Consider the following 11,959-nt stretch of genomic DNA (forward strand, 5'->3'; position numbering starts at 1 on the left):
GACAGCATCTTGCGATGGAATGCGCCGCAGGGTAAAACCTCTAGTTAAGTCAAGGTCAAGCTCATTTTTCCTCCCGGTACCCGCCAATGATCGAACCCGATGCACTGCACAAAGAACTGACCGTGGGCCAGCTGTCGGCCCGCAGCGGCGTGGCCGTGACCGCACTGCACTTCTACGAAAGCAAAGGCCTGATCAAGAGCAACCGCAACGCCGGCAACCAGCGGCGCTATCCGCGCTCGGTGCTGCGTCGCGTGTCCTTGATCAAGGTGGCCCAGCGCCTGGGCATTCCCCTGGCCGAGATCGGGCAGGCCCTGGCCAGCCTGCCCGCCGACCGCGCCCCCAGCGCCGCCGACTGGCAGCGCCTGTCGGAGCAATGGAGCCGCGAACTGGACGAACGCATCCGCCAACTGAGCCTGCTGCGCGAGCGGCTGAACCAGTGCATCGGTTGCGGCTGCCTGTCCATGGAAGGTTGCCCGCTGCGCAACCAGGGAGACGTGCTGGGCGCCGCCGGCCCGGGCGCCCGCCTGCTGACGCCCGACGCCCCGTAACCGGCTTGCCTCGCAGGAGCCGGCTTGCCGGCGAATGCGATCTCACGGGCCCCTTCGCTGGCAAGCCAGCTCCTACCTATCCGTATCCCCCGTAGGAGCCGGCTTGCCGGCGAAAGCGATCTCACGGGCCTCTTCGCTGGCAAGCCAGCTCCTACGGCCGGGGATGGGGCGATGGTCAGAAGCCGGGGGCGATCTGGCCTTTGTAGCGGGTCAGGATGAATTGGCGCACGGCGTCGGAGTTCAGGGCCTTGGCCAGTTTCTGGATCCGCGGGTCGTTGAGGTTGTCCGGGCGCGCCACCAGAAATTCGATGTACAGGTCCTTGCCCTTTTCCACGATCAAGGCGCTGTTGGTGTCGATCCCGGCTTCCAGGGCGTAGTTGGCGAACACGAACGCCAGGTCCACCTGGCTCACCGAACGGGCCAGCAAGGCGCCTTCCAGTTCACGGATCTTCAGGTGCTTGGGGTTGTCGAGGATGTCGCGCTGGGTGGCCAGGGTGTTGCTCGGGTCCTTGAGCTTGATCAACCCGGCTTCGTGCAGCAGCACCAGGGCGCGGCCGGTGTTCACCGGGTCGTTGGGAATCGACACCGTGGCGCCATCCTTGAGTTCGGCAAGGTTCTTGATCCGGGTGGAATAGGCGCCGAAGGGCTCGATGTGCACCCCCACCACCGGCACCAGGTCGGTGTGCCGGGTCTTGTTGAAGTCGTCGAGGAACGGCCGGTACTGGTAGTAGTTGGCATCGAGGTTCTTCAGCGCCAGTTGCTGGTTGGGCTGGATAAAGTCGGTGAAGACCTTGATGTCCAGGTCCACCCCCTCCTTGGCCAACTCGGGTTTGACGAATTCGAGGATCTCGGCGTGGGGCACCGGGGTGGCCCCCACCAGCAGTTTCTCGTTGGCATGCACGCTCAAGGACAGCACAGCGGCCAATACGGCCAGGGTCTTTTTCATGGGGTTGCTCCTAAGGCAGATGACTGACAGCCGTCGTGAGGCGCACGTGGGCCGTGTGTTTTGGGTGTTATTCAAGGGTTTGATTCAACGTCGGCTGTAGTGCGCCACCAGGCGGTCGCCGGTCATCTGCAGGGCCTGCACCAGCACCAGCAGCAGGATCACGGTGACCAGCATCACGTCGGTCTGGAAGCGCTGGTAGCCGTAGCGGATCGCCAGATCGCCGAGGCCGCCGCCACCGATCACCCCGGCCATGGCGGTGTAGTCCACCAGCACGATGGCGGTCACCGTGACCGCCGCCAGCAGGCCGCCCCGGGCTTCGGGCAGCAAGGTGTGGCGGATGATCTGCCAGGTGCTGCCGCCCATGGCCTGGGTCGCCTCCACCACTCCGCGATCCACCTCCCGCAGGGCGGTTTCCACCAGCCGGGCAAAGAACGGCGTGCAGCCCACCACCAGCGGCGGGATGGTCCCCGGCACGCCGAGGGAGGTGCCCACCAGCAGGGTGGTCAGGGGAATCAGCACGATCAGCAGGATGATGAAGGGCAAGGAGCGCAGCACGTTGACGATCACCGACAGCAGCCGATACAGGCCCAGGGTTTCGTGCAGCTGGCGCTTGCCGGTGAGAAACAGCAGCACCCCCAGGGGCAGCCCCAGCAGCACGGTGAACCCCAGGGCCGCGCCGAGCATGCTCAGGGTGTCGAGACAGGCCTGGGCGATGTCGGCCCAGTAGATGTGCTTGAACCATTTGGCCATGGCGTCAGGACCAGTCGTGACGCGGTGGCTTGATGCCGTTGAGCAGCCAGTTGCCCACCAGGTGGTACTTCCAGCGCACCGGGTCGTGCAGGGTGTGGACCCGGGCATTGCGCCAGTGGCGGTCGAAGTTGTGGCGCTTGAGGGTCGAGCGGGTGCCACCCAGTTCGAACAGCTTGTTGCTGGCCTCGATGGCGATCTCGGTGGTCAGCACCTTGGCCCGGGCCACCGCCACGGAAGCCAGGGCGACATTGTCCGCATCGGGGGCCGGACGCGCCGCGTCCAGGGCCAGGCCGGCGCGCTCCAGCAAGGCTTCGGCGGCGTGCAGACGAATGTCCAAGGCGCCCACCTGAATAATGGTCAGCGGATCGTCGCCGGCCTTGTCCACCCCGGCATCGATCCATGGCCGGGCGTGCTCGGTGACGAAGGCGACGGTGTCGCGCAGCGCCGCCCGGGCAATCCCGGCGTCGATGGCGGCCGTGGTCAGTTGGGCGAAGGGCCCGGCCAGGGTCGGGCTTTCGTAGGAACGGTAAGTGGGGAAGAGATTGAAGGCCGGCACCTTGAGGTCCTGCGCCAGCACCGTGCCGCTGGAGGTGGTGCGCTGGCCGATGCTGTCCCAGTCGTCGAGCACCACCAGTCCCTCGCTGTCCCGGGGCACGAAGGCCAGTTGGCCACGGCCCTGTTCATCCAGGGCCAGCACCGCCAGCCAATGGGCATACAGCGAGCCGGTGCAATAGCCCTTGCGGCCATTGATCACGTAAGCGTCACCGCTGCGCCGTACCGTAGCCTGGATGTCCTGCACGTTCTTGCCGCCGGTTTCCGACAGCGCATTGGCAAAGCGATGGCCTTGCAGAGCCAGGGCGAAAAAGTGCGCCTGCTGCTCCGGGGTGCCCTGCAGGCGAATGTCTTCCAGCAGGCAGTAGTGGTTCTGCGGGATCTGCCCCAGGGACGGATCGGCGGCGGAAATGATCGCGATCACCTCGGCCAGTACCGCGTAGGACACCTGGGCACCGCCGTACTCCCGCGGCACGCTGATGCCCCACAGGCCACTGTTGGAATACAGGTCCAGCAGTTCCACCGGCACCTGGCGGCTGCGGTCGCGTTCGGCGTCCTGCTCCCCCAGGACCGCCGCCACGTGCCGGGCCACGGCCAGCGCCTCGGCGCCATCGCGGATCACCTGGGCGGCGGGGGTGTGCAGGGGATAAAAGGCGGATTCAGGCAAAGAAGACATACAGCGCTCTCGGGCGGATAAAGGTTACAGGCAGCCATTGCAGCTTCTGTGCCGAAAGATCAGGCCTTTGATTTCAAGGGTTTAGCGGCCGCTGCGGGAGATTACCCAAAGGGCCAGCGGACAAATTGCTGGAGAGCTGTTGTTGGGCCAACAGTGCGTCGCTGTTGCCTGGCCGACACCTCGTCGGCCCACGCCGGTGCCGAGGGTGCCCGGGTATAGAGTGAAACCTGCCGGGTCCTGCGACGGAGCGGTTTGCCCAAAACAACATCAAGGAGAACCCCAGATGAGCGTCAACCCCATTCCCGAAGGCTTCAACGGCGTCACTCCCTACCTGGGCATCAAGCACGCCGCCGAGGCCATCGAGTTCTACAAGCAGGCCTTCGGCGCGGTGGAAAGCATGCGCCTGGAGATGCCCGACGGCCGCGTCGGCCACGCCGAACTGCGCATCGGCGGCTCGGCCATCATGCTCGGCAGCCCCTGCGAACAAACCCCGATGGACAGCCCCGACACCCACAAGACCTCGGTCGGGCTGCATCTGTATGTGGAGGATGTCGACAGCAGCTTCGCCCGGGCGATTGCCGCCGGCGCCACCGCAGTGTCGGCGGTGCAGGACCAGTTCTACGGCGACCGCAGCGGCAGCCTGCGCGACCCGTTCGGCCATGTGTGGTTCCTGGCCAGCCGCAAGGAAACGCTGAGCGCCGAGGAAATCGCTCGACGGGCGCGGGAAATGTTCCAGCAACAACCCGGCTGACCCCGCCCCTGTAGGAGCCGGCTTGCCGGCGAAGGCGCCCTCGCGGTTCAGTTCGCGGGCAAGCCCGCTCCTACAGGGGCATTGGCCAGACCGCTTAAACCGCGGCTTTCACGAGGTTTTCGCCGCTTCGTAACATTTACTTTCATATCGCCTTTCAGGATTTACGATTCTCATTCGTCTTAATTGAATGCAGCAGGCCGCGTTGGCCAAGGCTATGCCCGGCACCTTCGCGCCGGGTCCGGCCCAGGGTTCCAGTGCCGCTCCATTCCTCGAATCAAGACGCCCACTCCATGTCGAAGAAGTCCCGTTCAAAAATCTGGTTTCTGGTGCACAGCTGGCTGGCCCTGCCCATCTGGTTCTTCGTGCTGATCGTCTGTGTCACCGGCACCCTGGCAGTGGTCAGCCAGGAGATCGTGTGGCTGGCCAATCCGGACGTGCGCGCCAGCAAACCCTCCGATGACGCCCGGCCCTTGAGCTACGACCAGGTGGTGGCGGCCATCAAGCAGGCCGAACCCAGCACCCGCATCGAAACCATCGTGACCCCGGACGAAAGCCATTTCGCCCTGAGTGTCGATGTCAGCTACCCCGATGGCCGCAGCGTGACGGTCTACGTCAACCCCTATACCGGCGTGATCCAGGGGGTCAGCCCAGCCTTCGATTTCAAGGCCTTCACCCGCGCCCTGCACGGCTGGTGGCTGGTGCCCTTCACCAATGGCTACAGCTGGGGCTGGTATCTGGTGTCGCTGCTCGGCCTGCCGATGCTCGCTTCGCTGATCACCGGCCTGGTGGTCTACAAGAAGTTCTGGAAGGGCTTTTTCAAGCCCACCTTGCGCATCCGCCATGGCGCGCGGATCTTCTGGGGCGACCTGCACCGCCTGAGCGGCATCTGGTCGATCTGGTTCATCGCGGTGATTTCCATCACCGGCATCTGGTTCCTGATCCGGGCGATCCTGGGGGACAACCAGATCAGCATTTCCAGCGAACCCATAGTGCCGGTCATCGCCCGCGAGCACGTACCGACCTCCGCCGATGGCAGCCCACCGCCCATGATCGGCCTGGACCAGGCCATCAGCACCGCCACCTCCCGAATTCCCGGATTCGACATCAGCTTCGTCAGCTTGCCCAGCAATGCCTACAGCCATCTGTATGTCGGCGGCCGCGGCTGGTATCCGCTGATGTACCAGACCGCCAACATCAATCCCTACACCGGCACCCTGGATACCGCGCACCTGCTGGGGGACCGCAACGCCCTGGAGTTCGTCACCGAATCCATGCGCCCGCTGCACACCGGTGATTTTGGCGGTATCTGGGTCAAGCTGATCTGGTTCTTCTTCGGCCTGGTGCTGAGCATGATGGTCCTCAGCGGCCTGCTGATCTGGACCAAACGCACCGCCCTGGCCACCGCCAACGCCCTCAAACGCGAGGAAAAGGCCGCCCGCCCGCGCCCCATCGCCAAGCCCATCCCCGCCATGAGTGTCGAAACCTCGGAGGCCCAACCGTGAGCAAAGCGACCCCGGCAACCCCTGATTCCACCTCGACACTGGGCCGGCTCTGGCACCAGTGGCGCTTCCACCTGAACATCCTGCTGTTGCTGATTCCCCTGGGCTTCATGCCCAAGTACCTCGCCGATGCCTCGCTGTTTCGCGGCGACAGCGGCTTGGGAGAACGAGAGATCGGCGAGATTCAGGTCGGTCCCTGGAGCCTGCGCCTGGCCGAAATGCGCGATCAGGCACCGCAACTGCAAGGTGCCGCCGGCTACCTGAAAGACTTCAACGCCGCCCTCTGCGATGCCTGCATCGAACCGGTCAAGGCCACCTACCTGCGCATCGGCAAACCCCGCAGCCTGCGGGCCGCCGGGGTGATCTTCTTCGGCAGCCCGTACCGCATGGGGGCCAGCCTGCCGATTCCGCAAAAGACCAAGGCCGATGCCGAGCTGTGGATCACCCTGGAAGGCTGGGACGGCAGCATGCACCAGGCATCCATTCCCCTGAGCCAGGCGTCCCCCGCCACCGTGGCCTGGCTCGAAAAACAAGGAGGCAAATGATGATCCGCGCAGTACTCCCCCGGCGCCTCGGCGCCGCTGCCCTGTTGCTGCTGGGCACCGCCTTCAGCCACAGCGCCCTGGCCCACAACCCGATGTGCGAGTGCAAGGCCATCGACGCCGAGCAGATCCGCTGCACCGGCGGTTTTTCCGATGGCAGCGGCGCGCCGGGGGTGACCCTGGACGTGATCGGCTACGACGAAACCATCCTGGTGCCGGGCAAGCTCGGCAGCGATTCGACCCTGACCTTCAAGAAGCCCTCCAGCGAGTTCTACGTACTGTTCGATGCGGGTCCCGGCCACGTGGTCGAGATCGACCAAGCGGATATCGAGGCCCCATGACGCCTGCCACCACCCAGGTCGTGCGCCCCGCCGGCGCCGGCCACGAAACCCTCTATGTGCTGTTGCTGTGCGCGCTGATTCTGAGCGTGGCCGCCACGGTGGTGCTGTGGCGCGGTGAAACCACCGAGACCCAGAGCATCGCCAGCCACCAGCTGGACGCCCGCCGCGACCTCAGCGCCGGCGAGCAAGGGATCTATGCCGACCTGCGGGTGACCCTCGACGAAATCCACCTGCTGCGCGCCGAAAACCAGAGCCTGCCGACGCCCGAGGAACTGGCCACGGAAGGCTTCGCCCCCTTCGCCCAGGACGCCAGCTCGGTCAGCCGTGGCGGCCATGCCTGGCAATTGCAGGACCAGGCCTACCTGGGCCTGAGCCAGGCCCCGCAAGTGGCCGGCTCCTTCCTGATGCGCCTGGACCCCGAGGACCCGGCCAAGGTGGACATCTGGCTCAACCGCAACCCGTCCGTCGCCGTGCCGGTCGATCTCAGCGACGCCAGGCTGGCCGCCGCCGGCTGGCAACAGGTGGTCGCGCAATTCGATGCCGGAGTGACCCGCCAGCATCGCCACTGAACCCATTCCGAGAGAAGAACGCTTGCCCATGCCCATTTCATCGCAACGCCGTCCCTTTCTGCGGGGGCTGCTGATCGGCCTGCTGGCCCTGACGCTCAGCCCGCTGGTCAGCGCCGACCCGGCCAAACGCCTGCGCATCGGCATCACCCTGCACCCTTATTACAGCTACGTGGCGAACATCGTCGGCGACAAGGCCGAGGTGGTGCCGCTGATTCCCGCCGGTTTCAACCCCCACGCCTACGAGCCTCGCGCCGAAGACATCAAGCGCATCGGCAGCCTGGACGTGATCGTGCTCAACGGCGTGGGCCACGATGACTTCGCCGACCGCATGATCGCCGCCAGCGAGCGCCCGGACATTCCGCTGATCGAAGCCAACGAGAACGTGCCGCTGCTGGCCGCCACCGGAGTCGCCGCCCGCGGCGCCGGCAAAGTGGTCAACCCGCACACCTTCCTCTCCATCAGCGCCTCCATCGCCCAGGTCAACAACATCGCCCGCGAGCTGGGCAAGCTGGACCCGGCCAACGCCAAGACCTACACCCAGAACGCCCGGGCCTACGGCAAGCGCCTGCGCCAGTTGCGCGCCGACGCCCTGGCCAAGCTGACCCAGGCGCCCAACGCCGACCTGCGGGTGGCCACGGTGCACGCGGCCTACGACTACCTGCTGCGCGAGTTCGGCCTGCAAGTCACCGCGGTGGTGGAGCCGGCCCACGGCATCGAGCCCAGCCCCAGCCAGCTGAAAAAGACCATCGACCAACTGCGCGAGCTGGACGTCAAGGTGATCTTCTCGGAGATGGACTTCCCCTCCACTTACGTCGAGACCATCCAGCGCGAATCCGGGGTCAAGCTCTACCCGCTGTCGCACATTTCCTACGGCGACTACAGCGCCGACAAATACGAGAAGGAAATGAAAGGCAACCTCGACACCGTGGTCCGGGCCATCCAGGAGGCCGGGGCATGACCGCCATCGAAACCCTGCTGCGCGGCCCGGCCATCGAGTTCGATCAGGTCAGCTTGAGCCTGGGCCGCACCACCATCCTCGACCGCGTGACCTTCCAGGTGCAGCCCGGCAGCGTGCACGCCCTGGTGGGCCCCAACGGCGGCGGCAAGAGTTCGCTGATCAAGACCCTGCTGGGGCAGATGCCGCACCAGGGCCAATTGCGCCTGCAATGGCCCGGCGCGGCCGGCACCATCGGCTACGTGCCCCAGGCCCTGGAGTTCGACCGCGGCCTGCCGATGACCGTGGACGATTTCATGGCCGCCATGTGCCAGCGCCGCCCGGCCTTCCTTGGCCTGAGTCGGCATTACGCCCAGGCCATAGGCGAGGCCCTGGAACGGGTCGGCATGCAGGACAAGCGCAAGCGGCGCATGGGCGCCCTGTCCGGCGGTGAACGCCAGCGGGTGCTGCTGGCCCAGGGCCTGATCCCGGCCCCGCAACTGCTGGTACTGGACGAACCGATGTCGGCCCTGGACGAGGCCGGGATCCAGGTCTTCGAACGCCTGCTCCAGGACTGGCGCCAGAGCGGCATCACCCTCTTGTGGATCGAGCACGACCTGGAAGCCGTGGGCCGCCTGGCGGACCGGGTCACCGGCCTCAACCGCCGGGTGCTGTTCGACGGCCCGGCGCAACAGACCCTGACCCCGGAGCGCCTGCTCAGCCTGTTCTCCACCCATCCACGAGCCGCCGGGAGCGCTGCCTGATGACCTATGAAGCTTTTCGCCTGATGGTCCAGGGCTGGGCCTCGGCCGGCTACCTGCCCGAAGCCCTGGCCTATGGGTTCGTGGTCAATGCGCTGCTGGCCGGGCTGCTGATCGGCCCGGTGCTCGGTGGCCTGGGCACCCTGGTGGTGGTCAAGCGCTTCGCCTTCTTCTCCGAAGCCGTGGGCCACGCGGCGCTGACCGGGGTGGCCATCGGCATTCTCCTGGGCGAGCCCTACACCGGCCCCTACGGCAGCCTGTTCGGCTATTGCCTGCTGTTCGGCATCCTCCTCAACTACCTGCGCAACCGCACCGGGCTGGCTCCGGACACCCTGATCGGGGTGTTCCTCTCGGTGTCCCTGGCCCTGGGCGCCAGCCTGCTGCTGATCCTGGCCGGCAAGATCAACGTGCACATCCTGGAAAACGTGCTGTTCGGCTCGGTGCTCACGGTCAACGGCAACGACCTTTTGGTGCTGCTGATCGTCGGCGCCCTGGTGCTGGGCCTGAGCCTGCCGCTGTACAACCGCATCATGCTGGCCAGCTTCAACCCGCAACTGGCGGCCGTGCGCGGAGTGGCGGTGAAGACCCTGGACTACCTGTTCGTGATCCTGGTGACCCTGATCACCGTGGCCGCGGTCAAGGTTATCGGCGCCATCCTGGTGGGCGCGCTGCTGGTGATTCCGGCCGCTGCCGCCCGCCTGCTCAGCCAGTCTCTCAAGGGCTTTTTCTGGATCTCGGTGAGCATCGCCACCGTCAGCACCCTGTGCGGCATCCTGCTGCCCATCGTCTTCGACCTGCCGGTGCCCTCCGGCGCGGCCATCATCCTGGTGGCCGGCGTGGCCTTCGCCCTGGCCGCCATCGCCCGCGGCACTGTCCCCAGCCTGAAAGGGAATATCGGATAAATGCACAGTTCATTGCGTCACTTGTCATTGCGTCAGCTGAGCCTGGCCCTGGCCCTCGGTGGCCTGATCAGCACCCCGGCCCTGGCCGAGCGTGACCACTTCGAGCCGATGCGCGTAGTAGCCAGCCACGGCATGGGCAACACCGCGCTGCACAGCGCCACCGCGCAAAAACCGCTGACGGTGCTGGCCTCGCTGCCGGTGACCTTCGGCCTCGGGCAACTGCTGCTGCAAGGCACAGACATCAAGCTGGAGCGGGCGGCCCCGGCCAACCTTCCCGGCTCGCGGCAGACTGCCTATTTCACCGGGCGCGGCGCCCCGGCCCTGAGCAAGCTGGCGCTGAATGCCGACGCGGTGATCGGCCTGCGCTCGATCTGGCCGGACGACCCGCTGTACCCCAATGCCCGGCGCAGCAACATCCGCATCGTCGAGATCGATGCCGCCCGCCCAGTGGACGGCGCCCTGCCCGGGGTGGCCCTGCAACCGGGCAAGAGCGACGGGCTCAACGCCCAGCCCTGGCTGTCCAGCAACAACCTGGGGCGCATGGCCGACGTACTCGCGGCCGACCTCGCACGGCTGGCCCCCGAAGCCAAGCCACAGATCGAAAGCAACCTGGCGGGGCTCAAACAGCGCCTGCTGAAACTCAGCGCCGACAGCGAAGCGCGCCTGGCCGAGGCCGACAACCTCAGCGTGCTGAGCCTCTCCGAGCACTTCGGCTATCTGGTCAGCGGCCTGAACCTGGAACTGGTGGGAGTCGACGCCCGCGCCGACAACGAGTGGACACCCGAGGCGCTGCAGCAGCTGCAAGCCCAGCTCAAGGACAACGACGTGGCCCTGGTCCTGCACCACCGCCAGCCGTCCGAGGCCCTGAAAGCCGCCATCAGCGCCGGCGGCAGCCAGTTGCTGGTCCTTGAAACCGACAGCGCCGACCCGCTCAACGAACTGGAAGGCAACCTGCAGAAAGTCACCCAGGCCCTGGCCCTGTAGCCGCTGCCGCAGGCTGCGCACGGCTCCGCAGGAGACGCCGCTCTTGAGATCGCTGAAGGTCCTGCGGACCTTGGCGCAGCTTCGCCATGGCTCAGCAGCGGCTACAGAGGGGGGTTAGGGGGCCGGGGTCGCTTACATATTCCCTCAAGATTGTGCTCATTTCCCGGTGCTAGTCTGCGCGTCGCAACAATGCCCGAACAGGAAGGCCACTCCATGAGCGAATACCTGACACTCAACAAGACCAATTGGGACGAACGCGCGCCCCTGCACGCCGCCTCGGCGGATTACGCGGTGCAGCGCTTCGTCGACGACCCGCAGTTTCTCTCCGAAGTCGTGCAGTTCGACCGTTCTCTCTTGGGCGACATCCTGGGCCTGCGCGGCGTGCATCTGCAATGCCATATCGGCACCGATACCCTGTCCCTGGCGCGCCTCGGCGCACAGATGAGCGGCGTGGACTTTTCCTCAGCGTCCCTGGCTGAAGCCCGATCCCTGGCCCAACGCTGCAACACGCCAATCGACTACCACGAGTCGGACGTGTTCCTGGCCGCCGAGGTACTGCCCCAGGGCAGCTTCGATCTGGTCTACACCGGCATCGGCGCGCTGTGCTGGCTGCCGAGCATCGAGCGCTGGGCACAGACCGTTGGCGCCCTGCTCAAGCCCGGTGGCCGGCTGTTTATCCGCGAGGGGCATCCGATGCTCTGGGCCCTCAATGAAGATCACAGCGACTCGTTGCGGGTCGAATACCCCTACTTCGAACGCAGCGAGCCGCTGGTCTGGGACGATGACGCCACCTACGTGCAAACCGACAGCAGCCTCAAGGCCACGGTGACCCACGAGTGGAACCACGGCCTGGGGGAAATCATCAGCGCCTTGCTGGGCCAGGGCTTGCAGATCACCGGGCTGGTGGAGCACCAGAGCATTCCCTGGGAGGCCCTGCCCGGGCAGATGGTGGTGGATGAACGCGGCGAATGGCGACTCAAGGAAGCGCCATGGCGCCTGCCGCTGAGCTACACCCTGCAGGCCGTCAAGCGCGGGGGCTGATCGCCCGGCATGAAAAACCGCCAAGTTCAAGAAGGCAGCGCCTCTGTAGCCGCTGCCGCAGGCTGCGAACGGCTCCGCAGGAGACGCTGCCCTTGAGATCGCTGAAGGTCCTGTGGCCCTTTGCGCAGCTTCGCCGTGGCTCAGCAGCGGCTACAGAACGATC

Annotated in this window: 14 protein-coding genes; 11 read left to right on the forward strand and 3 right to left on the reverse strand. The window is 66.0% G+C overall.

Annotated features, from left to right (window positions below):
- Positions 1–86 precede the first annotated feature (86 nt).
- Positions 87–548, forward strand: coding sequence for a redox-sensitive transcriptional activator SoxR (gene soxR, locus GWQ44_RS15645; RefSeq protein ID WP_253128240.1), 462 nt, complete (start codon positions 87–89; stop codon positions 546–548).
- 175 nt (positions 549–723) lie between these two features.
- Here soxR and GWQ44_RS15650 read toward each other — a convergent pair whose 3' ends face one another.
- The 3 genes from GWQ44_RS15650 to GWQ44_RS15660 all read right to left on the reverse strand — a co-directional run bounded on the left by GWQ44_RS15650 (position 724) and on the right by GWQ44_RS15660 (position 3,472).
- Positions 724–1,494 carry a MetQ/NlpA family ABC transporter substrate-binding protein gene (locus GWQ44_RS15650; protein WP_275927724.1) on the reverse strand — a complete coding sequence of 257 codons (771 nt, stop codon included), beginning with the start codon at positions 1,492–1,494 and terminating at the stop codon, positions 724–726.
- A gap of 84 nt (positions 1,495–1,578) precedes the next feature.
- On the reverse strand, positions 1,579–2,244 hold the full coding sequence (locus GWQ44_RS15655; RefSeq protein WP_275927725.1) for a methionine ABC transporter permease: 666 nt from the start codon (positions 2,242–2,244) through the stop codon (positions 1,579–1,581).
- Between the two features lie 4 nt (positions 2,245–2,248).
- Positions 2,249–3,472 (reverse strand): SfnB family sulfur acquisition oxidoreductase, encoded by a 1,224-nt coding sequence (locus GWQ44_RS15660; RefSeq protein ID WP_275927726.1) that lies wholly within the window; start codon positions 3,470–3,472, stop codon positions 2,249–2,251.
- A gap of 283 nt (positions 3,473–3,755) precedes the next feature.
- Here GWQ44_RS15660 and GWQ44_RS15665 point away from each other — a divergent pair, with 283 nt between their 5' ends.
- The 10 genes from GWQ44_RS15665 to GWQ44_RS15710 all read left to right on the forward strand — a co-directional run bounded on the left by GWQ44_RS15665 (position 3,756) and on the right by GWQ44_RS15710 (position 11,796).
- Entirely contained in the window at positions 3,756–4,223 is a 468-nt protein-coding gene (locus GWQ44_RS15665; protein ID WP_047305477.1) for a VOC family protein, read from the forward strand.
- 290 nt (positions 4,224–4,513) lie between these two features.
- Positions 4,514–5,725: a PepSY domain-containing protein gene (locus tag GWQ44_RS15670; RefSeq protein ID WP_275927727.1), complete on the forward strand. Its 1,212-nt coding sequence runs from the start codon at positions 4,514–4,516 to the stop codon at positions 5,723–5,725.
- Positions 5,722–6,267, forward strand: a complete 546-nt coding sequence (locus GWQ44_RS15675; protein WP_275927728.1) for a thiamine pyrophosphate-binding protein — start codon at positions 5,722–5,724, stop codon at positions 6,265–6,267. Before GWQ44_RS15670 ends, GWQ44_RS15675 begins: the two co-directional genes overlap by 4 nt.
- Positions 6,267–6,605 carry a hypothetical protein gene (locus GWQ44_RS15680; protein ID WP_275927729.1) on the forward strand — a complete coding sequence of 113 codons (339 nt, stop codon included), beginning with the start codon at positions 6,267–6,269 and terminating at the stop codon, positions 6,603–6,605. Before GWQ44_RS15675 ends, GWQ44_RS15680 begins: the two co-directional genes overlap by 1 nt.
- The gene (locus GWQ44_RS15685) at positions 6,602–7,174 is read left to right on the forward strand and encodes a DUF6162 family protein (RefSeq protein ID WP_275927730.1); all 573 of its coding nucleotides are present in this window, start codon (positions 6,602–6,604) and stop codon (positions 7,172–7,174) included. The genes GWQ44_RS15680 and GWQ44_RS15685 overlap by 4 nt, the downstream gene beginning before the upstream one ends.
- A gap of 28 nt (positions 7,175–7,202) precedes the next feature.
- Entirely contained in the window at positions 7,203–8,132 is a 930-nt protein-coding gene (locus tag GWQ44_RS15690; protein ID WP_275927731.1) for a metal ABC transporter substrate-binding protein, read from the forward strand.
- The gene (locus GWQ44_RS15695; RefSeq protein WP_275927732.1) at positions 8,129–8,872 is read left to right on the forward strand and encodes a metal ABC transporter ATP-binding protein; all 744 of its coding nucleotides are present in this window, start codon (positions 8,129–8,131) and stop codon (positions 8,870–8,872) included. Before GWQ44_RS15690 ends, GWQ44_RS15695 begins: the two co-directional genes overlap by 4 nt.
- Positions 8,872–9,771, forward strand: coding sequence for a metal ABC transporter permease (locus tag GWQ44_RS15700; RefSeq protein ID WP_011062450.1), 900 nt, complete (start codon positions 8,872–8,874; stop codon positions 9,769–9,771). Before GWQ44_RS15695 ends, GWQ44_RS15700 begins: the two co-directional genes overlap by 1 nt.
- Positions 9,772–10,755, forward strand: coding sequence for a zinc ABC transporter substrate-binding protein (locus GWQ44_RS15705; RefSeq protein WP_275927733.1), 984 nt, complete (start codon positions 9,772–9,774; stop codon positions 10,753–10,755).
- Between the two features lie 213 nt (positions 10,756–10,968).
- Positions 10,969–11,796, forward strand: a complete 828-nt coding sequence (locus tag GWQ44_RS15710; RefSeq protein ID WP_275927734.1) for a class I SAM-dependent methyltransferase — start codon at positions 10,969–10,971, stop codon at positions 11,794–11,796.
- Positions 11,797–11,959: the final 163 nt, after the last annotated feature.

Origin of the sequence: Pseudomonas sp. 3MA1 (assembly GCF_029237275.1) — a bacterium.
Lineage (GTDB): Bacteria > Pseudomonadota > Gammaproteobacteria > Pseudomonadales > Pseudomonadaceae > Aquipseudomonas > Aquipseudomonas fluorescens_AP.

What these genes read in the sequence shown, in the direction of transcription:
- soxR (WP_253128240.1), top strand. Translation starts at nt 87, where the DNA reads ATGATCGAACCCGATGCACTGCACAAAGAACTGACCGTGGGCCAGCTG.
- GWQ44_RS15650 (WP_275927724.1), bottom strand. Translation starts at nt 1,494, where the DNA reads ATGAAAAAGACCCTGGCCGTATTGGCCGCTGTGCTGTCCTTGAGCGTG.
- GWQ44_RS15655 (WP_275927725.1), bottom strand. Translation starts at nt 2,244, where the DNA reads ATGGCCAAATGGTTCAAGCACATCTACTGGGCCGACATCGCCCAGGCC.
- GWQ44_RS15660 (WP_275927726.1), bottom strand. Translation starts at nt 3,472, where the DNA reads ATGTCTTCTTTGCCTGAATCCGCCTTTTATCCCCTGCACACCCCCGCC.
- GWQ44_RS15665 (WP_047305477.1), top strand. Translation starts at nt 3,756, where the DNA reads ATGAGCGTCAACCCCATTCCCGAAGGCTTCAACGGCGTCACTCCCTAC.
- GWQ44_RS15670 (WP_275927727.1), top strand. Translation starts at nt 4,514, where the DNA reads ATGTCGAAGAAGTCCCGTTCAAAAATCTGGTTTCTGGTGCACAGCTGG.
- GWQ44_RS15680 (WP_275927729.1), top strand. Translation starts at nt 6,267, where the DNA reads ATGATCCGCGCAGTACTCCCCCGGCGCCTCGGCGCCGCTGCCCTGTTG.
- GWQ44_RS15685 (WP_275927730.1), top strand. Translation starts at nt 6,602, where the DNA reads ATGACGCCTGCCACCACCCAGGTCGTGCGCCCCGCCGGCGCCGGCCAC.
- GWQ44_RS15690 (WP_275927731.1), top strand. Translation starts at nt 7,203, where the DNA reads ATGCCCATTTCATCGCAACGCCGTCCCTTTCTGCGGGGGCTGCTGATC.
- GWQ44_RS15695 (WP_275927732.1), top strand. Translation starts at nt 8,129, where the DNA reads ATGACCGCCATCGAAACCCTGCTGCGCGGCCCGGCCATCGAGTTCGAT.
- GWQ44_RS15700 (WP_011062450.1), top strand. Translation starts at nt 8,872, where the DNA reads ATGACCTATGAAGCTTTTCGCCTGATGGTCCAGGGCTGGGCCTCGGCC.
- GWQ44_RS15705 (WP_275927733.1), top strand. Translation starts at nt 9,772, where the DNA reads ATGCACAGTTCATTGCGTCACTTGTCATTGCGTCAGCTGAGCCTGGCC.
- GWQ44_RS15710 (WP_275927734.1), top strand. Translation starts at nt 10,969, where the DNA reads ATGAGCGAATACCTGACACTCAACAAGACCAATTGGGACGAACGCGCG.